Source organism: Sphingomonas bacterium (assembly GCF_028289855.1).
Taxonomy (GTDB): domain Bacteria; phylum Pseudomonadota; class Alphaproteobacteria; order Sphingomonadales; family Sphingomonadaceae; genus Sphingomonas.
On record NZ_JAQGKZ010000020.1, the window covers coordinates 1 to 24269 of the forward strand.

A 24269-nucleotide genomic window follows, 5' to 3' on the forward strand; every position below is an offset into this window, starting at 1 on the left:
CGCGTCGGGCCGGAACAGCATCCACACGGCAATTGCGTTCAGCACAATCGCCGCGATCGACAATAGGCTCGGCCAGTCCGTCGGTATTTGTCCGCCAGCCAAGCTCATCACGACCCCGATCAATGACAAGCAGAACCACCCGACGACGATCCACTTGGCGACGATATTCGGCATACGTGCGGTGAAGTACCAAAGAGCGAGCGACAGCGTATAGATGAAAACATAGAATACGGGCAGAAACGACGCGCCGAACACTGCCCGTATCTGCTTCACTTCGTCGGTGTTCGCATTGGCACCCCAAGATACCGCGATCGCCGCCACACCGAGCAACACCGACCCCAGATAGCAAAGTTCGAATCGTCGAATCGATACCGGCCGCGTCATGTCATCCCCTTGACCATTTACGTTATTGTGTCGGGCAAAGGCACAGATTGTAAAGCCGCTATGAAAATTCCTCAGCGATCTCGGCGGCTGTCCGCTCGCCACGCAGCCAACGCCGGGCTGCGCGCGTGAACAACAGGAGCGCAGCGGCGCTATTAAACAGCAGGATGACCAGGGAAATCGACGAAACCGGGCCAAATCTTATCCGCTGAAGCGCGAACGACACGCCGAAACCCACCGCTAGCAAAGCGACACAGATGCTGAAGAACCACACCGCCGCTCGATTGGCGCGCCGCGTAGCCCAAAACGCCAAGGCTGCCGGCGCAATAATGCCGGCGACGAGTGTTACCAACCCAACGCCGGGCGCGGTCCGCGCATCGACCATGGCAATTCTGACGCCCAAACGGCCGTGCCTGCCCGCATCACCAGCGCGATCAGGACCAACCACTCACACCAGATAATCGCTGCCGGGCGGCGGCTCATGCTGCCTGCACCGCGAAATCCAGCCCGATATCGGCCGCCGGCGCCGACTGGGTAAGTCTGCCTACGCTGACATACGTCACACCGGCCTCCGCAATCGCCCGGATCGTGTCGAGCGTGACGCCGCCCGATGCCTCGGTCGGCACGCGCCCGCCGACCAGCGTCACCGCGCCGCGCAGGGTCGGCACGTTCATATTGTCGAGCAGCAGGTGCGTCGCGCCAGCCGCCAGCGCGGGTTCGATCTGGTCGATGCGATCGACCTCGACGATGATCCGCTCAATCCCGGCGTCCTTCGCGCGCTTGACCGCCTCGCTGACCGATCCGGCGACGGCGACGTGATTGTCCTTGATCATCGCCGCGTCCCACAACCCCATGCGGTGGTTGGTCGCGCCGCCCATCCGCGTCGCGTATTTTTCGAGCACGCGCAGGCCCGGTATCGTCTTGCGCGTGTCGAGCAAGGTCGCGCCGGTCCCCGCGATGCGATCGACATAGGCGCGAGTCATCGTCGCGATACCCGACAGATGCTGGACGGTGTTGAGCGCCGAGCGTTCCGCGGTGAGCAGCGCGCACGCTTTGCCCGCGATCCGCATCAGGTCGGTCCCGGCCGCTGCCCGCGCGCCATCGGCAACGAGCGTCTCGATCTCCACCGCCGGATCGAGCGCGCGAAAGAAGGCCTCGGCGATCGGCAACCCCGCCACGACGATCGCATCGCGGCTGTCCATCACGCCGGTGAAGCGCGCGTCGGCGGGGATGACCGCTGCCGAGGTAATGTCGCCGCCGACCCCCAGATCCTCGGCCAGGGTTGCGGCAACGAACGCGTCGAGATCGAATCCGGGCAGGTCGAAAGCTGTTTTGGTCATCGGCCGGTCTCTGCCATGATCCGCCAATCGTCACCACGGGGAATCGGCCGATGACCGCCTATGTCGCCCTGCTCCGCGCCGTGAATGTCGGCGGGACCGGCAAGCTGCCGATGACCGAGCTCGCCGCGATGTGCGAGAAGGCGGGATTCGAACGGGTGAAAACCTATATCGCCAGCGGCAACGTCGTCTTCACCAGCGCCAAAAGCGAGAAGGCGGTAAAGTCCGCGCTCGAAACGGCGATGGCGGCCTATGCGGGGAAGCCGGTCGGCGTGATGGTGCGAACCGCGGCGGAGATGGCAGCGGTGGCGAAGGCTAATCCGTTCGCCGATGCACCCGGCAACCGAGTCGTCGCGATCCTGCTCGGCGCCGCGCCAGCGAAGGACGCGCTCGACCACGCCAGGCACATCGATGGCGAGGAGATGGCGCTGGGCAGGCGCGAAATCTACGTCCGCTACACCGACCACGGCATGGGCCAGTCGAAGCTCGTCATCCCCGCCGCCAAGGCCGGGACGGCGCGCAACATGAACACCGTCGCCAAGCTGGCGGAGATGGCCGCCGCGCTCTAGAAGCCTCCCGATAAAATAGAGGGGATCGATCATGCGCCGCACGTTCATTCTGCTGCTCGCCGCCACGGCCACGCTGGGCGCGACCGTCCCGGCCGCCACACCGGCGGCGGTGAAGAAGGTCAGCGCCGACGCGCAATTCTCGAGCCTGTCGAAGCGGTACATCGACAGTATCGCACGCTTTCAGCCCGGGTACGGCACGCAACTCGGCGATCATCGTTTCGACGACAAGCTCCCCGACATCACCGCGCGCGGGCGCGGCAACCAGATCGCGTTCGATCAGGCGATGCTCGGCAATCTGCGTACACTCGATTTCAAGGCGCTGAGCCGCGACAATCAAGTCGATTACCTGCTGCTCAAGAATGCGCTCGACTACGATCTGTGGGATCTTACGACACTCAAGAGCTGGTCGTGGAACACGCAGAGTTACAACGATGCCGCGGCGGGCGCGCTCTACACGCTGGCGGCCCGCGATTTCGCGCCGTGGCCGCAGCGGCTCAGGGCGGCGACCGCGCGGATGGAGACGCTGCCTGCGTTCCTGCTCGAAAGCCGGCGCCAATTGATCGCGGCCAAGGTGCCCGCGATCTACGCCACCACCGTTTCCAAACAGAATAGCGGTATCGCCGAAATCGCCGAGGGCATGCTCGCGCCGCATGCGGGCGAATTGACGGGCGCTGATCGCGCGCGCTTCGACGCTGCGCTCGCTCGGCTCAAGACAGCAGTCGCCGACCAGCAGACTTGGCTCGACAAGACTCTCGTTCCGGCCGCCAAGGGCGATTTCCGGCTCGGCGCCAAGCTCTACGACCAGAAGATGAAGTTCGCGCTGGTCTCCGACATCACGCGCGCCGAATTGAAGGCCAAGGCGACCGCCGCCGCCGCCGCAACCCGCGCCGAGATGTACGCGCTCGCGGGCAAGGTGCTGCCCAGCCCCCTCCCCGCCAATCCGACCCGCGCGGAGCAGCAAAAGGCGATCGAGGCCGCGCTCGATCTCACCTACGCCAAGCGCCCCGACCGCGCCGGACTGATGGACGCGGCCAAGGCGACGCTCGCCAGCGCGAGCGATTTCGTCCGCGCGAAGAACCTCGTCACGATGCCCAACGCGCCGGTCAAGATCATCACCATGCCCAAGTTCCAGCAGGGCAATGCGGTGGCGTATTGCGACAGCCCCGGCCCGCTCGATAAGGGCCAGGACACATTCTACGCGATCTCCCCCATCCCCGACGACTGGACCGACGCGCAGGCGACCAGCTTCCTGCGCGAATATAACAGCTACATGATCCACGACCTCAGCATCCACGAGGCGATGCCGGGGCACTGGCTGCAGATCGACCTGTCGAACCGCGACAAATCGGTACTCCGCGCGGTGCTGTCGTCGGGGCCGTTCGTCGAGGGCTGGGCGGTCTATGCCGAGGGGATGATGGCCGATCAGGATTATCTGGGCGGCGATCCGCTGTTCAAGCTGACCGTGCTCAAGATGCGGTTGCGATCGATCACCAACACGTTGCTCGATATCGGCATTCAGACCGAGGGAATGACCCGCGACCAGGCGATGGACCTGATGATGAAGGGCGCGTTTCAGCAGGAGCGCGAGGCGGCGGGCAAATGGGTCCGCGCGAGCCTCTCCTCGACGCAATTGCTCAGCTATTTCTCAGGCTACGAGGAGCATATGGCGATGCGCGAGGAGGCGAAACGTCGCTGGGGCGCGAAGTTCGACCTCAAGAAATATAACGATGCGGTACTCGCGCACGGGTCGCCGCCCGCGCGGTTCGCGCGAGAGCTGATGTTCGGGCTGCCGATCGAGTAAGCAGCCGCCGCGCTTGATTGCTCGCCTGCCTCTCTTGCTCTAGGTTAATCCCTGCGTCGCCGCGGCGCGGGGGGAACAGCGATGCCAGCCACTTCGTCCTACCGTCCGTGGCGGACGGCGCTGGGGTTGTTCCTGCCGCTCAGCCTCGGCCTCGGCTTCTTCGTTGCAGGGATCGGCACCACGATGTCGGCGCCGGTCACCAGCTGGGCGGCCGGCGCGTTCTGTTCGGGCACGGTGATCGACGGATCGGACTATTACACCACGCCGTCGGGCGGGAGCGGCGTGCACCGCCACATCATCTGCGTCACCGGAGAGGGCAAGAACGAAACGCGCGACGACATCACCTTCGACGGGATCGCGATCGCCTTTCCGCTCTATTCGGCGTTGTTCTTCGTCGGCCTGCTGATCTTCGCGGCGCCGCGTATGCGCCGCAACGCCGAGGCGCGCCCCGCTTCGTTCGATGTCGGCACTTTTACGACGACCGAAGGCGACGTCCCGCCCGATCTTCAGGGCGTGATGGGCATGGTCGCGGCAGCCATGCAGCAAGGCAATGTCACGGTTCACAACGTGACGATCGACTCGCAGCCGGACGACACGCCAGCGGCCCGGCTTGCCGCGCTCAAGCAACTCCACGACGGCGGTCTGATCAGCGACGCCGATTTCGAGGCGAAAAAGGCGGAAATCCTGTCGGGGCTTTAACCTCGCACCCGTTTGCTCAATACGCCCCTTCTTCCAGCCGCTGCGAAATCCACCAGATGTTGCCTTGCGGGTCGCGCAGCCCGCCTTGGCGGTCGCCATAGGGGCGGTCGCCAACCTCCATCAGCTGGACACCGCCCGCCGCGACCGCTTGCGCCATCGCAGCGTCGGCATCGGTGACGTAGATGTAATAGGTCGCCTGGCTGACCGGATTGTCGCCGGTCGCCTCGCTGACCATCACCGTCGTGTCGTTGAAGCGGATCTGGCCGTTGGCGACGGAGCCGTCAGGATTGTCGTGGACGCCGCTGACCTCTCCGCCGAGCCCGTCGCGCAGGAAATCGATATAGGCGTGGGCGTCCTTCGCGAAAATGTACGGAAACACCGTCGTGAAGCCCGGCGGAATCTGCATCGCGTCCTCCCTCAACGTTTGAACCCGAGCAGCACGTTGCCCTCGGTCGACAGGTAATTCCGCTTATAGTCGAACCGCGGCGTGTCGCTGAACAGCAGGTAATAATACTTCATCTGCTCCGACCACCAATAGCCCGGACAATGATCGGCCTGGCGCTTGGTCACTACGTCGGCGAGGTCGGTGTAGCCGTATTTGGTGCGGTTCCAGCGTTTCATGTTGAGATAGTGCGTACGGCCCAGCATCCGCCATTCGTCGCGGCCGTCGAGCAGCCAATGGTTGAAGGCGGCGTCGGCAAGCTCGGGGCGCAGCGAATTGGTCAAATAGGTCGGCTTGCCCGTCGCATAGTCATAGCCTTCGGGCAGGATGCCGTACTTGGCCTGCACACGTGCCCAGGCGCGCGTATAGGCGGCGCCGGTCGCCTCCGCCCCGCCCTGCGCGAGCAACCCGCCATAGAAGCTCGCGAGCTCGTCCTGCTCGGTTGACAGCGTCTTGCCGGTTTCGAAATCGACGTCGACGAACCACACATGCCCGCCCGCATGCTGCACCTGATGCTGCACGATTGCTGCGGTCAGCGTGTCGTACATCGCCTTGCACCCGGCATCGCCAAACAGCTGCCAGCCGTCCCAGCAATATTCATAGAAACTGTCCGACGGCGGGCCGATTGTCGCGCGGCGGCTGAGCCAGTCGCCGGTCCGCACGTCGATCTTGTCGGCGAGCAGCCCGATTTTGCTGCGCCGCTCGAACATCGCGGTCAGCGCGCGCTTGGCGGCGTCGTAATACTTGCGGTTGCCGGTCAGCTTCGACAGCGTCCCCAGCTCGGCGATGTGCGTGCCGGTCTCCGCCGGGTTGGTCGCCGGATCGCGCACGGCCTTCGTCCGGAGGTTGATGTAGCGATACGGCATGCCCGTGGGCGTATCGAACGCCGGGAGCAAACGGTCGGCGAGATCGCGCGCCTTCGCCAGCAACACCGGGTCGCCGCAGGCGTGATGTGCCGACAGCAACCCGCCGACCAGCCGGATATCGGTCTCGAACACCGACACTTCGCCATCGACGTCGAAGACCGCATTGGCCTTCACCCACGCCAGCGCGTCGGCGAATTCGGCATCGAGCCCCATCACCCACAACGTGTCCATCGCCTCGATCAGCGACAGCCCGAGGTGGCTGCTCTTGAGCGGAAAGCTCTTGTTACCGCCGCTCACCGGCAGGAAATCGTCCTTGCCCCAGGCGCGCTCGCGATACTGGCTCCACGCCCACTTCATCTCGGCCTTCACGTCGGCGGCCAGCGCACGCCAGTCGATGCGCGTGGATTTCGCCAGCGCCGGACTTGCCGCCAGCGCACCAAGCGCCAGCGCCGTCTCACGCCGGGACAAGGGGAGCTTGTTCATGCCATTCATCCTATCGCGCCGGTTGCCGAGTGCCAGCGAATAGCGGACACTCCCACCCACAAGCGGAGGCGGCGATGGCGAAGAAGAACAAATCGGGTGACATGGACGGCGGCGACGATCTCCAGCTTGCACTGGTGCAGATGCGGCTTGCGCAGGCGCAGACCGGCGAGCGCTCGGTCATCGTGCTCGAGGGGCGCGATGCGGCGGGCAAGGATGGGACGATCAAGGTGCTGACCGAGCACCTCTCGTTACGCTCGACCCGCGTCGTCGCGCTGCCCAAGCCCAGCGATTGCGAGAAATCGCAATGGTATCTGCAACGTTACATCGCGCATCTGCCCGCGGCGGGCGAGCTCGTGATCTTCAACCGCAGCTGGTACAACCGGGCAGGCGTAGAGGTGGTCAACGGCTTCTCGACCCCGGCCGAACAGGCGCAGTTCCTCAAGGACGTGCCGCGGTTCGAGGCGATGCTGGTCGAAAGCGGGATCAAGCTGGTCAAATTGTGGCTCGATATCGACAAGGCCGAGCAGAAGGAACGCCTCGACGACCGCGCGAGCAACCCGCTCAAGGCGCTCAAACGCTCGCCGCTCGACGCCGTCGCGCAGGACAAATGGGACGATTACACCAAGGCGCGGGATACGATGCTGACCGCGACGCACATCGATGTCGCGCCGTGGATCTGCGTGAAGGCGGACCACAAGAAGAAGGCGCACAAGGCGGTGCTGCGGTATGTGCTCAGGGCGCTGGCGCCAGATGAGGTGGCGAAGACCGTGCCGGAGCCGGATGCGGAAGTGCTTTTTGTGTACGAGAAGGCTGCGTTGAAGGACGGGCGGCTGGAGAAGTAATAGCTGGGGGCTGCATTTGCCAAGTGCTGGGCCAGAGCGAAATCGCAAGAGAAACGGCTCCGAGAACAAGGCCGATGACGCCCAATATCAGCGACACCAGACCGAGGCGGGCAGCCACCCTCGGCATCGCGTCAGTGGCGTTCCATGCCCACAAAAATTCATCCCACCAGCTTGCTTTTTCAAAGAAAAACTCCGCTGTGCCTGATGATGGGACGCCAAGCTTTTCGCGCGATCTAGAATCTAGCCATATCGAGTCTTTGTTGTTTTTTGGTGCCCCTCGCGCCACAGCCCGCAACCGTTTCGTTCCATGACAAACGATGACAATGCGTCCGCTCTTGGCAAACGGCCGGTGATCAAAGCTGACACGAACTAAATCTTCAAAAACGTCGTCTAGCTTCGCTTGAAAAATGGTCAGTTGGCTGGGCCAAACGTCTTTGACATTGATTGCCCCCGCATAGGTTTTTTAATCCCCCGTCACCCTGACCGGCCCCAAATCCCCCATCCCCACCGTCCCGCTCGCCATCGCGAGCATCGCGTCGAGGCTCTTCTTCGCCTTCAGCCGCAACCCTTCCTCGATCTCGATCCGCGGCTCGAGGTCGCGCAGCGCGACGTACAATTTCTGCATCGTGTTGAGCGCCATGTACGGGCAGATGTTGCAGTTGCAGTTGCCGTCAGCCCCCGGCGCGCCGATGAAATGCTTGTCGGGCGCGGCCTTTTCCATCTGGTGGATGATGTGCGGTTCGGTCGCGACGATCAAAGTGTCGCCGGGCATGTCGCGCGCAAACGCCAGGATGCCGCTGGTCGACCCGACATAATCGGCATGGTCGAGGATGTAGGGCGGGCATTCGGGGTGCGCGGCGATCGGCGCGCCGGGGTGCTGTAGCTGAAGCTTGAGCAACTCGGTCTCGCTGAACGCCTCGTGCACGATGCACACGCCGGGCCACAGCAGCATCTCGCGCCCGGTCTTGCGTGAGAGATACCCGCCGAGATTCTTGTCGGGGCCGAAGATGATCTGCTGGTCCTTGGGGATCTGGCTCAGAATCTTCTCCGCCGACGAACTGGTGACGATCACGTCGCTGAGCGCCTTCACCTCGGTCGAGCAGTTGATGTAGGTCAGCGCGATCGCATCGGGATGCTGCGCGCGGAACGCCGCGAACTGATCGGGCGGGCAGCTGTCCTCGAGCGAGCAGCCGGCGTTCATGTCGGGCAGCACGACGACCTTGTCGGGCGACAGGATCTTGGCAGTCTCCGCCATGAACTTGACCCCGCAGAACGCGATCACCTCGGCGTCGGTCGCCTGCGCCTTTTTGGACAAATCGAGGCTGTCGCCGACGAAATCGGCAATGTCCTGGATTTCGGGCTTCTGGTAATAATGCGCGAGGATGACGGCGTTGCGCTCTTTGCGCAGCCGGTCGATCTCCGCGCGGAGGTCCAGGCCTTTCAGGTGCGGGTGCTGTTCCATGACACGGACATGGCCCCGCGACCGGTTGCGATCAAGCGGCTAGCGCCCTGTCACCTGCGGGCCGACGGGCGGCGGCGCGAAATCGAGCGGGGCGATGTTGGCGCCCGGCGAACCCGCCGTGACCGCGCCGTAGATCGCGGTGCCGACCGGGCTGTAGGTCACCGCCTCGGTCACGATCAGCGAGGCGACGATCACCGCGATGCCCCGCGCCCAGGCCGGGTGCGCCTTCCCGGTGCGGCGAATATCGGCGACGATACCGATGACCGGAAAGATCATGATCGCGACAAAGGTCGCTTCGTAGGCCCAGGGGGAGAGCAACGGCATCGGCAGCAATCGCCCGAACGCCGGCCCGAGCAGCAGCGACATCCCGCAATAATGCAGCCGGCGATGCCATTCGGTGCGCTTTCGCATCACGATCGCCGCGGTCGTCAACCCGGCGAAGGAGAACACCGTCATCGGATCGAAGATCAGGAACTGGAGTGGCCGGAAGAAGAACGGCACATGCCCCGCGCGCACCATCGCGACCGTCACAGCACAGCCGAGCCCGACCATCAGCACCATCCACCCCGCGGCGATCCAGCCGAGCGTGCGGTGGAGCGACATCGTGCCGCGCGTGACGAAGATGTTCTGGAGCAAATAGATCACCCACCACCCCATGAAGACGATGGCATGGGCGTGGACCAAAGGCGGGGAGCCGAAGCTCGACCGGCCCGCCGCGAGTTGCAGCGAGAAGCCGGCGACGATGGTCAGCGCCATCACGACGGCCATCTTCAGGAAGAAATTGTCATCGCGCGCTGGCTCAACGTACGGTGCGGTGATCGTTGCCATTGCGCCATCCCCCCGGAAAATCCCGCCGGGGAATATCAAATCAAGCCGCGCGCCGCCAGACCTCGCCGTCCTCGCTCACCAGCTCGCGTGTGCGCAGATCATAGAGATGCGCAAGCACCGATCGCTCGGCGGCGGGAAACAGGCGTGGGTCGATCCCCGCGTACATCCGCGCGACCATATCGGGGATGCTCTGCGGCGCGGTGTCGAGCAGGCGCATTATCTGCCCCTCGCGTTGCCTGCGGTGTCCGATCAGCCCGCGGACCAGCCGCTGCGGCTTGTCGACCGGGTCGCCGTGTGCCGGGTAATAGATGCGGTCGTCGCGGTCCTGGAGCTTGGCGAGGCTCGCCATATAGGCCGCCATGTCGCCGTCGGGCGGCGAGACGATCGTGGTCGACCAGCCCATCACGTGATCGCCGGTGAACAGCGCCTTCGTCTCCGGCAGCGCGAAAGCGAGGTGATTGCTGGTGTGGCCGGGTGTCGCCAGCGCGGTCAGCGTCCATCCCTTGCCCGACACGCTCTCGCCCTCGGCCAGCACACGGTCGGGGGCGTAATCCTTATCGAAACTGGCATCGGCGCGCGGGCCGAGATCGTCGAGCGCGAGGCGCGCGCAGCCGACGATCGGGGCGCCGGTCACAACCTTGAGCGGCGCGGCGCCGGGGCTGTGGTCGCGATGCGTGTGGGTGATGACGATGGCGGTGACCGGGCGACCGTCGATCGCCCGGATCAGCGCCGCGATATGCGTTGGATCATCAGGACCGGGATCGATCACCGCCAGGTCGGTCGTCCCGACCAGGTGCGTCTGCGTACCGGTATGCGTGAAGGGCGAAGGATTGTCCGCCAGCACCCGCGTCACCAAAGGTTCGAGGACCTGCGGCACGCCGGGCTGTTGCTCATCCATGCCGGCGAAATGGCGCGGCGGCGGCGGCTTGGCAAGGGTCCGGGACGGCGCGTGACCGGCGCCGCCCCTCCCCCTCCCGGCTCAATCGGCCTTGGCGATATCCGATTCGAGTTCCTTGATCGATTCGTCGATCCCTTCGAGCGCTTCGCGGCGACCATCGGCCGACATCGAATTGTTGCGGGCGATATTCTCGCGCGCGCGGCGCAGCCCCTCCAGCGCGTGGCCGTAGGCCATGCGTTCGATGTCCTTCGACTTGCCGGCCTGATCCGCCGCACGGCTCGCCATCCGCTCGATGCGATCCTTGCAGATCACGATCACGCGCTTGCCGGCCTTGGTGGTGTTCTCGACCATGTTGCGGCCCGGACCGTCACCGCCGCAATTGACTTCGGTGACTTGTGGCGGCTCGCCGACGAAATTCTCCATCGTCCGCTTGCCGTCCTTGTTCATCGTGATGACGCGGTCGACGCGATAGGTCCTGATCGCGGGCACATCGGGCATATCCTCGGGTGTCGCGTCGCGCACCGTGCCGTCCTTGTCGCGGATCAGAATCTTGACCTTCGTCACCTTCGTCTTGCCATCAGCGGTCGTCACGACGGTCGTGCCAGGCTCGCGCGGGATGGCACCAGCGGGCGGCGCGGGCGGCGGCGGCAAGTCGCTACCCTCGGGCATCGCTGGCGGCGCCGGCGGTGCGGTCTGTAACTTCAGGTCGATCGTCGCGATGTCGATCCCGGTAGCTTTCTCGACGCCGGCGCGGACGCTGGCGGCGGCGGTGGTGCCGCTGGCGGTGGCGGTCAGTCCGCCGATCATCAGCGCGGCGACGGCGGTGCCGCCCAGAGCAAGGCGAAGCCGCGAACGCGGCCCGGTGGTAAGCATCCTCAATCGTCCTTTCAGGTCATTGATGGTGTGAAGGTGGCACGCCGCCGACACCGCGCCGCCATGCGCCGCCTTGACGATGGCACAGGCATAGGTGTGGCGGTCGATCGCCGAGCGGCCGGCCAGAACACGTGCATCGTTGGCCATTTCCTGATCGCTGCGGAACGCCCGGAAGGCGCGCCAGGCGAGCGGGTTGAACCAGTGCAAGGCGAGCACGCCGAGCGCGATCCAATTGGCGACCAGGTCGCCGCGCTGGTGGTGGCCAAGTTCGTGAAGCAGCGCGAGTTCGCGCTCGTCGGCGTCGTAGCGTTCGGCGAAATCGCGCGGGAAGGCGACGTAGCGGCGGAAGATGCCGAACGCGAGCGGCCCCGACGCGGCGTCGGTCTCGATCACGTCGACCGCGCCGGTCCGTTCGGTGAGCGTGCTGCCCGCGATCATCCGCCGGCAGAAGCGCCAGTGACTGACCGCGTGCCAGCCCAGGAATACCGCCGCGCCCGCGCCCCACAACACGGCCAAGGGTAAGCCGAGCGAAGGAAACAGGGATGTGGGCGCGGCGGCCGAGCCTCCGAGCGGCTCGATCACGTAAACGGTCAGCGTTTCGCTCGCGCGTTGCGCCAGCGCCGGCGCGGCGGTGTCGCGCCACGCGGGGAGCTGCGGCAAGGGTGGCAGCACCAGCCGGATCGCGGGAAGCGCCCATAACGCATAGGCGATCCCGGGCCCGAAGGCGCGGCGGACGGGCCCGCGGATGAGCAGCACGACCGCCATCAGCACGGCAGAGGCGATCAGCGCCTCGATCCCCCAGCCGATCACGACTTGAGATCCTTCAGCAGCGCCTCGATCTCGGCGATGTCCTGCGCGGTCAGCTGATCGCGTTCGGCGAGGTGCGCGACGAGCGGCGTGAGCTTGCCGCCGAACAGCCGGTCGATCAGCCGCTGCGATTCACCCGCGACATAATCCTCGCGCACGACGATCGGGCGATAGAGATAGCGCCGCCCCTCTTCTTCATGTGCGATCACGTTCTTGGCGAGCAAGCGGCCGAGCAGCGTCTTGACGGTATTCGCGCTCCAGTCGCGCTCGGCGGGGACGCGCTCTGCGACGTCCTGGGCGCTCAGCGGGCTTTGGTCCCACAGTACCTCCATCACCGCATGTTCGGCATCGCTGATTCGTTCGGCCACGACTCGCTCCCGCTTTGACTACGGATGTAATCGCAGCGATTACGGGTGTAGTCAAGTGGCGGAATGCCTAATCCTATTCCGTCACCCTGAACTTGTTTCAGGGTCCACCGCGCCAATCGACAGGACAGTGTGGATGCGCGGTGGATGCTGAAACAAGTTCAGCATGACGGAATGATAAAACGTCGGAAAAACTTACAAGTCGAGGGAGAATGCCGGGAGCATTAACCATCGTCTCTGGCGGAAATCTGCCATCGGCCTGACTTGGCACGCGCCCTGCACTATATCCCATGCCCGAGCGGTTTCCCGCTTCAGCAGGGTGGACCGGCGCTTCCCCCGATCTCGCGCCGGTCCACCCTCACCCGGCTTTTCCCACCAATCGATTATTCGGCGGCGACCGGCACCGCGTCGATCGGCATGTCGCCGCGATAGCGCCAGCCCTTACCCGATCGTGCTCGCGCAGCGGCATGTGTCATCGCGCGGGGATAAATGTCGTTGAAGAGGTGATCGAAGGTCCGCCGCCAGCTGAAATTGTCCTCGACATGCGCGCGCGCGGCGGCGCCGACAGCGTCATGATCGCCGCGCCACAGTCTGACGACGTTCTCCGCCATCGCCTTCGTATCGTCGGTCGGACCGAGCAGCCCCAGCCCCGCCGGCACGCGATCGGGCATCGCGCCGGACGCCACGCCCACCACCGGCAGGCCGCACGCCTGCGCCTCGAGCACCGAAATGCCGAACGTCTCGTCGGCCATCGCCGACACGTAGAGATCCGACGAGGCCAGCGCGCGGGCGAGTTCGGCACGGTCCTTCTCGAACCCCGGAAATGCGACGGGCAACCCCTTGGCTTCGGCCTGGAGCCGCGCCATCAGCTTGCCGTCGCCCATCATCACCATCGCCGCGTCAAGATCGGCAGGCAGTTTCTTGAACATCGCGATCAGCCGGTCGGCGCGCTTCTCGTTGTCGATCCGACCGGCATAGATCAGCAGCGGACCTCTGCCGCCGAGGCCGAGTTCGCTGCGGTAGGTCGGATCGCACTTGTCGGGCGAGAACATGCTCGTATCGACGCCGAGCGGCAGCACGTCGGTGCGCGTTATCTTGCGCGCGCCAAGCGCTTCGCGCGCATCCTCGCTCAGCGTGTAGACCCAGTCGAACTCGCGATACGTGATTTCGGCATAGCCATAGATCAGCCAGCGCAAACTGCGGCCGATCGCCTCGCCGAATTTGTCCTTGGCGACGCGATAGACGTGCGCGTTGGGAAAATCGGTACGGTATCCGGCGATCAGCGCGGTTTCGGGAAAGGCCTTGCGATGGTTGATCGCGGTCCAGGGCAGCACCCATGGGCACAAAGATTCGATCACGTCGGGCTGATATCTGGCCAAAATGTCACGGACGACGCCGGTGCGCAGGATGAAGCGGTAATTGGGGCTGCCATGCACCGGCTTCGCGCCGACTTCCGCGAAGATGTGGCGGCCGTTGACGGTGATCCTGTCCTCGGGCCCGGGCACGATCTGGAGCAAGTGATGCGGCGTGTGGTTCAGCACGTAGTCGCGCTTCTCACGCAGATACGTGCTGATCCCCCCGCCGCCCGAGGGCGCGTAGCTTTGCGTCAGGTCGCACAGGATCAGCGGCCCGGCATCGCCCGGCCTGCGCGGGAAATCTCCGTTGAGCAGCATCGAACAGGGGCCCCTTTACCGCCGGCTATTACGCCGCCGTAACGCCCTGGTCGGCAAACAGTTGCGCCAGCTCGCCGCTCTCGTACATCTCCATCATGATGTCGGAGCCGCCGACGAATTCGCCCTTCACATACAATTGTGGGATGGTCGGCCAGTCGCTGAACGCCTTGATCCCCTGGCGCACATCCTGGTCCTGCAGCACATCGGTGCTCTCGAACTCGACGTTCAGATGATTGAGGATTGCCACCGCACGGCTGGAGAAACCGCATTGCGGAAATAGCGGGCTGCCCTTCATGAACAGCATCACGTCGGCACCGTTGACGATGCCGGCGATACGGTCGTGGGTCGAATCGGTCATCGATAGAACTCCTTTACTCGGCGGCGGTGGTGAGTTGCAGCGCGTGCAAGACCCCGCCCATACGGTCACCTAATGCGGCATATACCGCCTGATGTTGTCTGATCCGTGGCAATCCTGCGAAAGATGCACTGATCACACGCGCGGCATAATGGTCGCCGTCGCCGGCGAGATCGGTGATTTCGACTTGCGAGCCGGGAATACCCGCAACGATCAACGCCTCGATATCGGCCGCGGCCATAGCCATTACTTCAATTCCATCAACTGGCGGCGCGCCTCGACCGCCTGATCGTCGATCGCCTTGCGCACCATCGCGTCGTCGACCTCGACCCCCGCCGCGGTCAGGTCGCCGAGCAGCTTACGCACGACATCCTCGTCGCCGGCTTCCTCGAACTCGGCGTGGATGACCGCGCGCGAATAGGCATCGGTTTCCTCGGGGGTCAGCTTCATCAGCCCTGCCGCCCACTGGCCGAGCAATTTGTTGCGCCGTGCGATGACGCGAAACGCCATGTCCTCGTCGCGTGCGAACTTGGTCTCGAAAGCGCGCTCGCGATCGTCGAAGGTGGTCATGGTCGCTCCCTGGCCGATTGTTACGGTCTGGGAGATAGGGTCGGCGGCGCGGTATGGGAAGGGCTGTTACTCAGCCACCTTCACCACCAGTTTTCCGATCGCGCCGCGCGCGGCCATCTTGGCGATCGCCTTGCCGCCATCCTCGAACGCAAAGATTTCGGTGACGCGCGGGGCGATCTTGCCGTCCTTCCACAAGCGGAACAGGCGGTCGATATGCGCCGCGTTGGCCTTCGGATCGCGCGCCGCGAAGGCGCCCCAGAACACGCCGCAGACGTCACAACTCTTGAGCAAGGTCAGGTTGAGCGGCAGGCGCGGGATGCCGGCGGGGAAGCCGACCACGAGGTAGCGCCCTTCCCAGCCGATCGAGCGCAGCGCGGGCTCGGCATAGTCGCCGCCCACCGGATCGTAGATCACGTCATACCCGGTCTTGCCGCCCGCCGCCTTGAATTGCTCGGCCAGTGCTTTGGACTGGTCCTTGTCGAACGGGGCGCGGCCATAGACGATTGTCTCGTCCGCGCCCGCTTCGCGGCACGCCGCGGCTTTCTCCTCCGATGACACCGCCGCGACGACGCGCGCGCCGAACGCCTTGCCGAGTTCGACCGCCGCCAGCCCGACCCCGCCCGCCGCGCCCAGCACGAGCAGATTATGCCCTTCCTTCAAATGCCCGCGATCGAGCAACGCGTGGATCGTCGTGCCGTATGTCAGAATCAGCGACGCGCCTTCCTCGAAGCTCCGCCCCTCGGGCAGCGGGTAGAGGCTCGCCACGGGCACCGCGATCTTCTCGACCAGCCCGCCCGACCCGGTCGTGCACAGCACGCGGTCACCGGGCTTGAACCCGGTCACGCCCTCGCCGACGCTGTCGACCACACCCGACACTTCGCTGCCCGGCGCGAACGGGCGCGGCGGCTTCATCTGGTATTTATCCTCGATGATCAGCACGTCGGGATAGTTGATGCTGCACGCCTTGACCGCGACGACGACCTGACCCGGCCCGGCGACGGGATCGGGCAATTCGTCCATCACCAGCGTATCAGGGCCGCCCGGTTCCTTCGACAGCAAAGCCCGCATCGTGTCTCTCCCGGCTGAGCCACGGGCGCTGCTCAACGACCGCGGATTCGTATTTCGAAATCGCGGTATCCCTTGCCAGCGTCAGCCCGACCTCGTCCAGCCCTTCCATCAGGCATTGCCGGCGAAACGGATCGAGCGCGAATTCGAAGCGGTCCTGAAACGGCGTGGTGACCGTCATCGTCTCGAGGTCGACATGGATCACGTCGGTCTTGGCCACCTCGATCAGCCGGTCGATCGCGTCCTGCGGCAGCACAACGGGGACGATGCCGTTCTTGACCGCATTGCCCGAAAAGATGTCCGAATAGCTCGGCGCGATCACCGCGGTGATGCCCATGTCCTTGAGCGCCCAGGCGGCATGCTCGCGGCTCGATCCGCAACCGAAATTGTCGCCCGCGATCAGGATCGGGCTGCCGGCATATCGTTCGTCGTCGAAGATGTTGCTCGGCTGTGCGCGCACCGTTTCGAACGCGCCCTTGCCGAGTCCGGCGCGCGAAATGGTCTTGAGCCAATGCGCCGGGATGATGACGTCGGTATCGATATTCTCGGCGCCCCACGGATAAGCGCGCCCTTCGACCCGACGGACCGGCGTCATTTGGTCGTCCTGTCGACCGCCACGGGCGTCGCCATCGCGGCATAAGCGGCAACGCCGCTCAGGATCGAACCGACCACCAGCAAAACGAGTACGCGTTTCATCGCTGTCCCCCCATCAACTCACGAACGTCGGTCAGCCGTCCCGTGACCGCCGCCGCCGCCGCCATCGCCGGGGAAAGCAGATGCGTCCGCGCGCCCGGCCCCTGCCGTCCTACGAAATTTCGATTCGAGGTGGAAGCGCATCTCTGACCAGCCGGTACTTTATCGGGGTTCATTGCCAGGCACATCGAGCAACCGGGCTCACGCCATTCGAACCCAGCGGAAATGAAGATGCGGTCGAGCCCTTCGGCTTCGGCTTGGCGCTTGACGAGGCCGGAGCCCGGCACGACCAGCGCGCGGACGCCGTCGGCGACGTGGCGGCCGTTCGCGACCGATGCCGCAGCGCGCAGATCCTCGATCCGGCTGTTAGTGCAGCTTCCGATAAAGACGTGCTCGATGGCGACGTCCTGCATCGCGGTGCCGGGGGTCAGGCCCATATAATCGAGCGATTTCTGCGCCGCGACGCGCTTCGACGGGTCGGCGAAGCTGTCGGGATCGGGAACGATGCCGGTGATCGGCACGACGTCCTCTGGGCTGGTACCCCAGGTCAGCGAGGGGGCAATATCGCTCGCCGACAGCTTGACGGTAGCATCGTACCGCGCGCCAGAATCGGTGGGCAGCGTCCGCCACCATGCGACCGCCTGTTCCCAATCGTCACCGCTCGGCGCCATCGGGCGGCCCCTGAGATAGGCGAAGGTCGTCTCGTCGGGCGCTATGAGGCCCGCGCGCGCGCCGCCCTCGATCGACATGTTGGCGACGGTCAGACGCCCTTCGACCGACAAACCGCGGATCGTGTCGCCGGCATATTCGATGACGTACCCCGTGCCGCCCGCCGCGCCGATCTTGCCGATGATCGACAACACCACATCCTTCGCCGACACGCCGAAGCCGAGCGACCCTTCGACGCGGATTTCCATGGTCTTCGATTGCTGGAGCAGCAGCGTTTGCGTGGCGAGCACATGCTCCACCTCGCTGGTGCCGATCCCGAACGCCAGCGCACCGAGCGCGCCGTGCGCTGAGGTGTGGCTATCGCCGCATACCAATGTCGTACCGGGAAGCGTGAATCCCTGTTCGGGGCCCACGACATGAACGATCCCCTGCGCGGCGGCGAGCGCGTCGATATAGGGCACGCCGAACTCGGCGACGTTGCGGCGGAGCGCGTCGAGTTGATTAGCGCTTTCCGGATCGGCGATCGGGATCGCATGGCCCGCCGCGTCCACGCGCGGCGTCGTCGGCAGATTGTGGTCGGGCACCGCCAGCGTCAGGTCGGGCCGCCGCACGGTACGCCCTGCCGCCCGCAGCCCCTCGAATGCCTGCGGGCTGGTGACTTCATGGACCAGGTGCCGGTCGATATAGATTAGGCACGTCCCATCATCGCGCCGCTCGACGACATGCGCGTTCCAGATCTTTTCGTACAAGGTGAGCGGCGCGGCCATGATGCGCGCCTTAACCGAAAGATGCGTCGGGGCAAGTTTTTGCGGAATGAAGTTGCGCCAACCTATCTACGCCTCCCCGGCGAAGGCCGGGGCCCAGGTCGCAGCCGGCCCGAAACTGGGCCCCGGCCTCCGCCGGGGAGGCGTTAAAAGGATAAGGCAGGAGAAACGTAATCGGCATTATGCTCGATCGGCAGCGTCGATCCGTTACGCATCGCCTGAAGTACGGCCGCGAAATCGGTCGCGCAGCGAAAACCGAGTTCGCGCTCGATCAGCCCGGCGTCATATACTCGGCCAATACTCTCAGGCAGACGCCACCCCCACGCGGCATACAAATCCGCCGCATCGGGGAAATAGCGCCCGATCACGGTGCGAGCGTCGCGCTTCAATTCGGCGGCATCCTCCCGCGCGAACGGTGTCGGCGCCGACACCAGATACGTTCCGAACCCGACCGTCGGCGCCTTCTCCAAGGCAGCGACATGCGCCGCCGCGCAATCCTCGACGGTCAGCCGGCGGTTGAGAAATTCGTTAGCCTTCATGTTCTCACCCGAGAGGTCGCGATGGGTGTCGTCATCCTCGGGGAAAAAGCGTGCGGTCCTCAGCACGATTACGGGCATCCCGGTTTCGCCATGGACCAGCCGGCAGACTTCCTCAGCGGCGCGCTTGGTCAAGCCATAGACATTGCGCGGGGTGAGCGGCCCGCTGCTCTCGTCCAACCAGACCGCTTCGGTCGAGGTCTCGTCGCGGATCGCCTGGGTGATCATCAGCGAGGTCGTCGAGGTGAACACGAACCGCTCGACCCCGGCCGCAACCGCTTCCTCGAGCAGGTTGAGCGTGCCCGTCACGTTGACGTCGATGAACGCCTGCCTCGGATAGCGCTCGATGTCGGGTTTGTGCAGCGCCGCGGCATGGATCACGCCTTCGATCCCGTGGCTCAGCATCGTGCGCTCGACCAGCGCGCGGTCGGCCAACGTCCCGACCACCTGCGTATCCGGCCCCGGCGCAACGTCGAGCCCCGTTACCGCGTGCCCGGCCGCACGAAGCATCGTCGCCAGATAGCGCCCGAGCCACCCCGTCGATCCGGTCAGCAAGACGCGCATGGGCTCAGGCGGCGGCGGCGAGCGGCCTCGGTGCCGGCTCATTCTCGAGGTCGTCGGCCCAGTCGGTGCGCCGTGGTGTCCACGGATTGAGGAACACCAAAGGAATCTTGAGGAACAGCAATTCGCGATGGATCCAGAAATCGGTCAGTTTCTCGGTCCATTTGGCCTGCGGCCGCCCAGTGCGGTCGAGCCAGTCCTGATACGGCTGCCAATGGCTCGGCTCGTCCTTTTCGACGATCTTGAAAATACGCACCATCACCGGGTCGCCCTTGACCAACGGCGATTTTAGCAGCGCGTCGACCTGTTTCATGCCCCTCATCTCGGTTAGCATGATGACGCGGCACAGCCGTTCGAACATGTCGTCGTTGTGGATCACCGCTTGCGTATCGAGCTCGTCGATCGTCACGCGGAACACGATCTCCACAAAGCGATCGATATGGCCGAGCGCACGGTCGACCTTGAGCGGCATCTTGCCCTGCAATTCGAACCAGCGGCGGAACATCGTGTAATGCTTGCGCTCGTCGGCGCGGTGCTTCTCGATCGCGGCGATGAACACCGCATCGTCGGGACAGCGCACCCGCACCGCCTCGAGCACGCGGTCGATACTCGTGTAACCGCGGTGCTCGTTATAGATGTAGATCGACGCGAGGACGTCGAGATAGCGGCGGCGGAAAGCTTCGAACATGCGGGCACCTTACGCCTCGCCGGCTTGCCCGACAATGTACAGGATCAACGCGCCGGCATCGCCCGCATGAGGAACGCCACGCTGTCGGCGAGCACCGGAGCCTTGCCGCGAAACGGCTTGGACAGCGCCATCGCGACATCCTCATGACTAAGGCCCGGATAGTCGATCATCTTCACCAGCGCGCCGAACTGCTTGAGCCGCGCGGTCAGGTCGTAAGCGTTGTGCGGCTTGACCTCCATGTCGGCGGTCGACGTGACGAGCAGCATAGGTGGCGCATCCTTGCGCGCGAAGGTGATCGGCTGAGTCGCTTTCGGGTCCGCCGCGTTGCCCAGCGCGTCGATCGCGCGCTTCGAGGTGAAGGGGTAGAAATTGTACGGGCCCGACAGCCCGACCGCCGCCTTGATGATCTTGGGATCGACCCCCTCCGCCCGCAACCATCGTTCGTCGAGCGCCAACATCGCGACAGTGTACGCGCCCGCCGAATGACCGGCGATGCCGATCCGGTTGGGGTCACCGCCAAACTCGGCGATATGGTCGCGCGTCCATTTGACCGCCTGCGCGCCGTCCTGGAGCATCGCCGGGAAGTGGATCGACGGCACCTTGCGGTAATCGGGCATCACCACGACGAACCCGGCCTTGACATAGGCGCGCGCGGCGAACGCATAAGCGCGGCGGTCGCCCTTCACCCAGCCGCCGCCGTACCAGAAGATCAGCACCGGGCGTGGCACGGTAGCGGGTTCGGATGGCGTCCACACGTCGAGCGTCTGCCCGGTCGTGCCGAACGCGATGTCGCTGCCCGGCCGGCTCGCGCCCCAGCCGCCGCCCATCGCGCCGTCGAGAATGCTCAGAAGCCCCGGCGGTGAAACGGTAGCGACCATGATCCCCAGCCCCGCCAGCAGAATGACGACGCCGACGACCAGCCAGCGGCGGATCACGCCGTGATCAACGCGTCGTAGGTCGCCGTCGTCTTGGCCGCTACTTCGTCCGCGGTCACGCCGGGCGCGATCTCGATCAGGCGGAATGGCGATTGGTGGTCGGGGCGCTGGAACACCGCCAGGTCGGTAATGATCATATCGACCACGTTCTTGCCGGTCAGCGGCAACGTGCACGACGGGATGAACTTCGGGTCGCCGTTCTTGCTGGTATGCTCCATCACGACGATGATCTTCTTGACGCCGGCGACCAGATCCATCGCGCCGCCCATGCCCTTGATCATCTTGCCGGGGATCATCCAGTTGGCGATGTCGCCATTCTCGGCGACTTCCATCGCGCCGAGCACGGTCAGGTCGATATGCCCGCCGCGGATCATCGCGAAGCTGTCCGCCGAGCTAAAATAGACCGATTGCGGCAGTTCGCTGATCGTTTGCTTGCCGGCGTTGATCAGGTCCGGATCCTCTTCGCCCGCAAACGGGAACGGCCCGATCCCGAGCATCCCGTTCTCGGACTGGAGCGTCACCTCGACCCCCGCCGGGATATGGTTGGCGACGAGCGTCGGAATGCCGATGCCGAGATTGACGTAATACCCGTCACGTAATTCCTTGGCGGCGCGCGCGGCCATGTCGTCACGAGTCCAGGGCATCAATTGTCCTTTCTGGCCACTGCGACCGGCAGCGGCAAATCACTGGTCGGCGCATCGCGCTCGGCTTCGAATCCTTCCCAGATCCGCTCGAGCATCTCGCGCTCCGGCCGACCCATCGCCTTGCCCCATGCCGCGGCGGCGTGGCGCGCGGCATCGACCAATGCGATCCCGAACAAGGCCGGGTCCGGACCCAGCGCGCGGGGATTGACGAAATAGCTCGCCGGGCCGTCCTCCTTTGCCCAGGCGCGGAGGAATTCGCGTCCGCCGCCGAGCATTTCGGCAAACGGCACCAGGTCGATCGGGATCGGTTTGTCGCTCATTTCTTCACCGGCGGTTGTACGGGGCCATAGGTGCCGGGCGCCTCGACCGGCGGAGCGCTCGACCTCGGTTTGGCGGCGGGTGCCGGTACGGGGGTCGGCGCCGGCTGAAGCGGTGCCGGCCACACGATGACCGGCGACGCCGACACCGGTGCGGGGACCGGCGCAGGCACTGGCTGTGGGCTCACCGGCCCAGGCACGTTGCCGATCGACGGCCCCGGATCGGTCCAGCGCCGGTCCTTGGGGAACACATCGTCGATATTGCCCTTCATCGCGGTGCCGTAAAGGGGGTTGGGCAGCACGAACCAACCATGCCCCCACAGCATCCGCAGCATCGGCGAATTGGTCATCGCGCGACGTTGCGCCAGTCCCATGTCGGGCGCGTTGAACAAGTCGCTGAAATCGCCGAGCTGGTCGCCGACCATCGCGATGACGCAATATTTGGCCGAAATCGCCCAGCGCCGCCCGTCCTTGCCGCTGCCGGGATTGCCGCCGTCGCCCTTTAGCCACAAATTCTTCAGATGCACCGCCGGGCCGAGCCCGGCCAGCGTCAGCGCCGCGACGGTCGAATCCGACGTCGCCGCCGACCGGTTCGAATTATACACCACCGCAATCCCCGCCAGCCGCGCCGCGCGGATCGCCTCTAGCGCGCCGGGCACCGGATCGACCGCGCCGATCCCGCTGGTTTCCCAGCGGTCCCAGCGGCTCTGGTCGTACGGCCCGTTGCGCTGGCTGTCGTCGGCTTCGTAGCCCAGGTTCATCAGCGCGGTTTCGTCGATGTCGAGCACCACCGCCGGCTGCTGGTTGGCGGCGCACGTCATGAACTTGGGCGCGGCGAGCGTCGCGCCGGGAGCCAGCACCACCGACGGCACCGGATGCCCCACCTGAAAATCGCTGGCGCGCGCGAGCAGGAAATCGGTCAGCCCGAGATAGGCCTGGATGCTGATCGCCGACGCTTCGCCCGAGCCGTAGAGATATTGCATCCCCGGCGGGATGCTCCCCGGCGCGGGCGGTGGCGGCGCCGGAACCGCCGCCGGAATCGCCTGCCCCGGCGCAACCGCAACGGCGCCAGGCTGCGCGGCCGCCGCAACCGGCGGCACCGGCCGCGACGATGACGGCAAATCGTCATCGCGCTTCTTGTCGAAGAACTTCTTCTTGCCGATGAACCCGCCGGCGAGGATCGGCGCGGCGGCCGCGAGGCAGCCGTTCAGCGTGATGCTGCCCGCGAGCAGCGCGAAAACCAGCGGCTTTCTCATGCCGCCACCCGCTCGCGCACGGTGCGGAACTCGATCTTCTTGTCGTAGGGCGCGCCGACGATCATGCGGTTGACGTAGATGCCGGGCAAATGGACCTGATCGGGGTCGAAGGTACCGACCGGCACCACTTCCTCGACCTCGGCAACGCAGACCCTGCCCGCGGTCGCCATCGGTTGATTGAAATTACGCGCGGTCTTGCGGAAGATGAGGTTGCCGGCCTCGTCGGCCTTCCACCCCTTGATGATCGACAGATCGGCGCGGATGCCGCGTTCGAGAATGTAATCCTCGCCGTCGAAATTCTTGACCTCTTTACCGTCGGCGACTTGCGTGCCGACGCCGGTCTTGGTGTAGAAGCCGAGGATCCCCGCCCCGCCCGCGCGGCAGCGTTCGGCCAGCGTCCCCTGCGGGCAGAATTCGACCTCGAGCTCGCCACTAAGATATTGCCGCTCGAACTCCTTGTTCTCACCGACATAGGACGAGATCATCTTCTTGACCTGACGCGTGCGCAGCAGCTTCCCGAGCCCCTCGCCGTCGATTCCGGCATTGTTGCTGGCGATCGTCAGATCCTTGGTGCCCGCGTCGCGGATCGCATCGATCAGCCGCTCGGGAATCCCGCACAACCCGAACCCGCCCGCGCAGATCGTCATTCCGTCGAACAGCAGACCGTCGAGCGCCGATGCGGTATCTGAATAAAGCTTGCGGGCCATGCGGACTCCTTGGGTGTTGCCCTGCGAATAGAAGGCGGTGCGCGGCGGGGCAAGACGGCCGGTGGCCGGTTTAGGGCCGAGCCGGGACCACGCGCCGGATATTGGGCCAAATATGGGCCGCGGCTCGTCGCTTTGGCCCAAATCCGGCCACGAACCGCGCCCAACCCGGCCTCGACCGGGGGG

Annotated in this window: 28 protein-coding genes; 4 read left to right on the forward strand and 24 right to left on the reverse strand. The window is 65.1% G+C overall.

All coding sequences use genetic code 11. From position 1 onward, the window contains the following. The 3 genes from JWM94_RS01370 to nadC all read right to left on the reverse strand — a co-directional run. The coding region (locus JWM94_RS01370; protein ID WP_299420254.1) for a hypothetical protein at positions 1-384 on the reverse strand (384 nt) is incomplete at its 3' end. A 58-nt stretch (positions 385-442) separates the two neighbouring features. Continuing rightward, positions 443-766, reverse strand: coding sequence for a hypothetical protein (locus tag JWM94_RS01375; protein ID WP_299420258.1), 324 nt, complete (start codon positions 764-766; stop codon positions 443-445). Between the two features lie 94 nt (positions 767-860). Next, positions 861-1721 (reverse strand): carboxylating nicotinate-nucleotide diphosphorylase, encoded by an 861-nt coding sequence (gene nadC, locus JWM94_RS01380; protein ID WP_299420262.1) that lies wholly within the window; start codon positions 1719-1721, stop codon positions 861-863. 50 nt (positions 1722-1771) lie between these two features. Here nadC and JWM94_RS01385 point away from each other — a divergent pair, with 50 nt between their 5' ends. From JWM94_RS01385 to JWM94_RS01395, 3 genes are all read left to right on the forward strand, one after another. After that, positions 1772-2287 carry a DUF1697 domain-containing protein gene (locus tag JWM94_RS01385; RefSeq protein ID WP_299420265.1) on the forward strand — a complete coding sequence of 172 codons (516 nt, stop codon included), beginning with the start codon at positions 1772-1774 and terminating at the stop codon, positions 2285-2287. Between the two features lie 31 nt (positions 2288-2318). After that, on the forward strand, positions 2319-4088 hold the full coding sequence (locus JWM94_RS01390; protein WP_299420268.1) for a DUF885 domain-containing protein: 1770 nt from the start codon (positions 2319-2321) through the stop codon (positions 4086-4088). Between the two features lie 81 nt (positions 4089-4169). Then, positions 4170-4787 carry an SHOCT domain-containing protein gene (locus tag JWM94_RS01395; RefSeq protein ID WP_299420271.1) on the forward strand — a complete coding sequence of 206 codons (618 nt, stop codon included), beginning with the start codon at positions 4170-4172 and terminating at the stop codon, positions 4785-4787. A gap of 16 nt (positions 4788-4803) precedes the next feature. On the opposite strand, the gene JWM94_RS01400 is transcribed toward JWM94_RS01395, so the two are convergent. Continuing rightward, positions 4804-5193, reverse strand: a complete 390-nt coding sequence (locus JWM94_RS01400) for a VOC family protein (RefSeq protein ID WP_299420274.1) — start codon at positions 5191-5193, stop codon at positions 4804-4806. 11 nt (positions 5194-5204) lie between these two features. Then, positions 5205-6578: a glycoside hydrolase family 47 protein gene (locus JWM94_RS01405; protein ID WP_299420277.1), complete on the reverse strand. Its 1374-nt coding sequence runs from the start codon at positions 6576-6578 to the stop codon at positions 5205-5207. A gap of 74 nt (positions 6579-6652) precedes the next feature. On the opposite strand from JWM94_RS01405, the gene JWM94_RS01410 reads away from it, so the two are divergent. Next, positions 6653-7420, forward strand: a complete 768-nt coding sequence (locus tag JWM94_RS01410) for a polyphosphate kinase 2 (protein WP_299420282.1) — start codon at positions 6653-6655, stop codon at positions 7418-7420. Positions 7421-7883: 463 nt separating this feature from the next. Here the strand turns inward: JWM94_RS01410 and nadA are convergent, their stop codons facing one another. The 19 genes from nadA to JWM94_RS01505 all read right to left on the reverse strand — a co-directional run bounded on the left by nadA (position 7884) and on the right by JWM94_RS01505 (position 24086). Next, a complete protein-coding gene (gene nadA, locus JWM94_RS01415; RefSeq protein ID WP_299420285.1) occupies positions 7884-8882 on the reverse strand; it encodes a quinolinate synthase NadA in 999 nt (332 codons plus the stop codon). A gap of 39 nt (positions 8883-8921) precedes the next feature. Further along, positions 8922-9710, reverse strand: a complete 789-nt coding sequence (locus JWM94_RS01420; RefSeq protein WP_299420288.1) for a hypothetical protein — start codon at positions 9708-9710, stop codon at positions 8922-8924. Between the two features lie 40 nt (positions 9711-9750). Next, positions 9751-10608: an MBL fold metallo-hydrolase gene (locus JWM94_RS01425; protein WP_299420292.1), complete on the reverse strand. Its 858-nt coding sequence runs from the start codon at positions 10606-10608 to the stop codon at positions 9751-9753. An 81-nt stretch (positions 10609-10689) separates the two neighbouring features. After that, positions 10690-12291 carry a M56 family metallopeptidase gene (locus JWM94_RS01430; protein WP_299420296.1) on the reverse strand — a complete coding sequence of 534 codons (1602 nt, stop codon included), beginning with the start codon at positions 12289-12291 and terminating at the stop codon, positions 10690-10692. Continuing rightward, positions 12288-12656 (reverse strand): BlaI/MecI/CopY family transcriptional regulator, encoded by a 369-nt coding sequence (locus JWM94_RS01435; protein WP_299420300.1) that lies wholly within the window; start codon positions 12654-12656, stop codon positions 12288-12290. The genes JWM94_RS01430 and JWM94_RS01435 overlap by 4 nt, the downstream gene beginning before the upstream one ends. A 380-nt stretch (positions 12657-13036) precedes the next feature. After that, positions 13037-14326, reverse strand: a complete 1290-nt coding sequence (locus tag JWM94_RS01440) for a glycosyltransferase (RefSeq protein ID WP_299420304.1) — start codon at positions 14324-14326, stop codon at positions 13037-13039. A 28-nt stretch (positions 14327-14354) separates the two neighbouring features. Continuing rightward, the gene (gene grxD / locus JWM94_RS01445) at positions 14355-14684 is read right to left on the reverse strand and encodes a Grx4 family monothiol glutaredoxin (RefSeq protein WP_299420308.1); all 330 of its coding nucleotides are present in this window, start codon (positions 14682-14684) and stop codon (positions 14355-14357) included. Between the two features lie 13 nt (positions 14685-14697). Continuing rightward, positions 14698-14928 (reverse strand): BolA family transcriptional regulator, encoded by a 231-nt coding sequence (locus JWM94_RS01450; protein WP_299420312.1) that lies wholly within the window; start codon positions 14926-14928, stop codon positions 14698-14700. Next, the gene (locus JWM94_RS01455) at positions 14928-15251 is read right to left on the reverse strand and encodes a DUF1476 domain-containing protein (protein WP_299420315.1); all 324 of its coding nucleotides are present in this window, start codon (positions 15249-15251) and stop codon (positions 14928-14930) included. Before JWM94_RS01455 ends, JWM94_RS01450 begins: the two co-directional genes overlap by 1 nt. Positions 15252-15317: 66 nt before the next feature. Then, positions 15318-16319 carry an NADPH:quinone oxidoreductase family protein gene (locus JWM94_RS01460; protein ID WP_299420318.1) on the reverse strand — a complete coding sequence of 334 codons (1002 nt, stop codon included), beginning with the start codon at positions 16317-16319 and terminating at the stop codon, positions 15318-15320. Continuing rightward, entirely contained in the window at positions 16282-16911 is a 630-nt protein-coding gene (gene leuD, locus JWM94_RS01465; protein ID WP_299420322.1) for a 3-isopropylmalate dehydratase small subunit, read from the reverse strand. The genes JWM94_RS01460 and leuD overlap by 38 nt, the downstream gene beginning before the upstream one ends. A 97-nt stretch (positions 16912-17008) precedes the next feature. Next, on the reverse strand, positions 17009-18448 hold the full coding sequence (gene leuC, locus JWM94_RS01470) for a 3-isopropylmalate dehydratase large subunit (protein WP_299420398.1): 1440 nt from the start codon (positions 18446-18448) through the stop codon (positions 17009-17011). A 140-nt stretch (positions 18449-18588) separates the two neighbouring features. After that, on the reverse strand, positions 18589-19542 hold the full coding sequence (locus JWM94_RS01475; protein WP_299420326.1) for an NAD(P)-dependent oxidoreductase: 954 nt from the start codon (positions 19540-19542) through the stop codon (positions 18589-18591). 4 nt (positions 19543-19546) lie between these two features. Then, positions 19547-20227 (reverse strand): ferritin-like domain-containing protein, encoded by a 681-nt coding sequence (locus JWM94_RS01480; protein WP_299420330.1) that lies wholly within the window; start codon positions 20225-20227, stop codon positions 19547-19549. 44 nt (positions 20228-20271) lie between these two features. Beyond that, a complete protein-coding gene (locus tag JWM94_RS01485; RefSeq protein WP_299420401.1) occupies positions 20272-21159 on the reverse strand; it encodes an alpha/beta hydrolase in 888 nt (295 codons plus the stop codon). Continuing rightward, positions 21159-21806, reverse strand: a complete 648-nt coding sequence (locus JWM94_RS01490; RefSeq protein ID WP_299420333.1) for a CoA transferase subunit B — start codon at positions 21804-21806, stop codon at positions 21159-21161. Before JWM94_RS01490 ends, JWM94_RS01485 begins: the two co-directional genes overlap by 1 nt. Further along, positions 21806-22126, reverse strand: coding sequence for a DUF5076 domain-containing protein (locus tag JWM94_RS01495; protein ID WP_299420337.1), 321 nt, complete (start codon positions 22124-22126; stop codon positions 21806-21808). Before JWM94_RS01495 ends, JWM94_RS01490 begins: the two co-directional genes overlap by 1 nt. Then, positions 22123-23379, reverse strand: a complete 1257-nt coding sequence (locus JWM94_RS01500; RefSeq protein ID WP_299420341.1) for an HAD family acid phosphatase — start codon at positions 23377-23379, stop codon at positions 22123-22125. The genes JWM94_RS01495 and JWM94_RS01500 overlap by 4 nt, the downstream gene beginning before the upstream one ends. Continuing rightward, entirely contained in the window at positions 23376-24086 is a 711-nt protein-coding gene (locus tag JWM94_RS01505; RefSeq protein WP_299420344.1) for a CoA transferase subunit A, read from the reverse strand. The genes JWM94_RS01500 and JWM94_RS01505 overlap by 4 nt, the downstream gene beginning before the upstream one ends. Between the last annotated feature and the right edge of the window lie 183 nt (positions 24087-24269).

Excerpts from the sequence above, each read along its gene's own strand:
- JWM94_RS01375 (WP_299420258.1), bottom strand. The coding sequence starts at position 766 with ATGGTCGATGCGCGGACCGCGCCCGGCGTTGGGTTGGTAACACTCGTC.
- nadC (WP_299420262.1), bottom strand. The coding sequence starts at position 1,721 with ATGACCAAAACAGCTTTCGACCTGCCCGGATTCGATCTCGACGCGTTC.
- JWM94_RS01385 (WP_299420265.1), top strand. The coding sequence starts at position 1,772 with ATGACCGCCTATGTCGCCCTGCTCCGCGCCGTGAATGTCGGCGGGACC.
- JWM94_RS01390 (WP_299420268.1), top strand. The coding sequence starts at position 2,319 with ATGCGCCGCACGTTCATTCTGCTGCTCGCCGCCACGGCCACGCTGGGC.
- JWM94_RS01395 (WP_299420271.1), top strand. The coding sequence starts at position 4,170 with ATGCCAGCCACTTCGTCCTACCGTCCGTGGCGGACGGCGCTGGGGTTG.
- JWM94_RS01400 (WP_299420274.1), bottom strand. The coding sequence starts at position 5,193 with ATGCAGATTCCGCCGGGCTTCACGACGGTGTTTCCGTACATTTTCGCG.
- JWM94_RS01405 (WP_299420277.1), bottom strand. The coding sequence starts at position 6,578 with ATGAACAAGCTCCCCTTGTCCCGGCGTGAGACGGCGCTGGCGCTTGGT.
- JWM94_RS01410 (WP_299420282.1), top strand. The coding sequence starts at position 6,653 with ATGGCGAAGAAGAACAAATCGGGTGACATGGACGGCGGCGACGATCTC.
- nadA (WP_299420285.1), bottom strand. The coding sequence starts at position 8,882 with ATGGAACAGCACCCGCACCTGAAAGGCCTGGACCTCCGCGCGGAGATC.
- JWM94_RS01420 (WP_299420288.1), bottom strand. The coding sequence starts at position 9,710 with ATGGCAACGATCACCGCACCGTACGTTGAGCCAGCGCGCGATGACAAT.
- JWM94_RS01425 (WP_299420292.1), bottom strand. The coding sequence starts at position 10,608 with ATGGATGAGCAACAGCCCGGCGTGCCGCAGGTCCTCGAACCTTTGGTG.
- JWM94_RS01440 (WP_299420304.1), bottom strand. The coding sequence starts at position 14,326 with ATGCTGCTCAACGGAGATTTCCCGCGCAGGCCGGGCGATGCCGGGCCG.
- grxD (WP_299420308.1), bottom strand. The coding sequence starts at position 14,684 with ATGACCGATTCGACCCACGACCGTATCGCCGGCATCGTCAACGGTGCC.
- JWM94_RS01450 (WP_299420312.1), bottom strand. The coding sequence starts at position 14,928 with ATGGCTATGGCCGCGGCCGATATCGAGGCGTTGATCGTTGCGGGTATT.
- JWM94_RS01455 (WP_299420315.1), bottom strand. The coding sequence starts at position 15,251 with ATGACCACCTTCGACGATCGCGAGCGCGCTTTCGAGACCAAGTTCGCA.
- JWM94_RS01460 (WP_299420318.1), bottom strand. The coding sequence starts at position 16,319 with ATGCGGGCTTTGCTGTCGAAGGAACCGGGCGGCCCTGATACGCTGGTG.
- leuD (WP_299420322.1), bottom strand. The coding sequence starts at position 16,911 with ATGACGCCGGTCCGTCGGGTCGAAGGGCGCGCTTATCCGTGGGGCGCC.
- JWM94_RS01475 (WP_299420326.1), bottom strand. The coding sequence starts at position 19,542 with ATGCGCGTCTTGCTGACCGGATCGACGGGGTGGCTCGGGCGCTATCTG.
- JWM94_RS01480 (WP_299420330.1), bottom strand. The coding sequence starts at position 20,227 with ATGTTCGAAGCTTTCCGCCGCCGCTATCTCGACGTCCTCGCGTCGATC.
- JWM94_RS01490 (WP_299420333.1), bottom strand. The coding sequence starts at position 21,806 with ATGCCCTGGACTCGTGACGACATGGCCGCGCGCGCCGCCAAGGAATTA.
- JWM94_RS01495 (WP_299420337.1), bottom strand. The coding sequence starts at position 22,126 with ATGAGCGACAAACCGATCCCGATCGACCTGGTGCCGTTTGCCGAAATG.
- JWM94_RS01500 (WP_299420341.1), bottom strand. The coding sequence starts at position 23,379 with ATGAGAAAGCCGCTGGTTTTCGCGCTGCTCGCGGGCAGCATCACGCTG.
- JWM94_RS01505 (WP_299420344.1), bottom strand. The coding sequence starts at position 24,086 with ATGGCCCGCAAGCTTTATTCAGATACCGCATCGGCGCTCGACGGTCTG.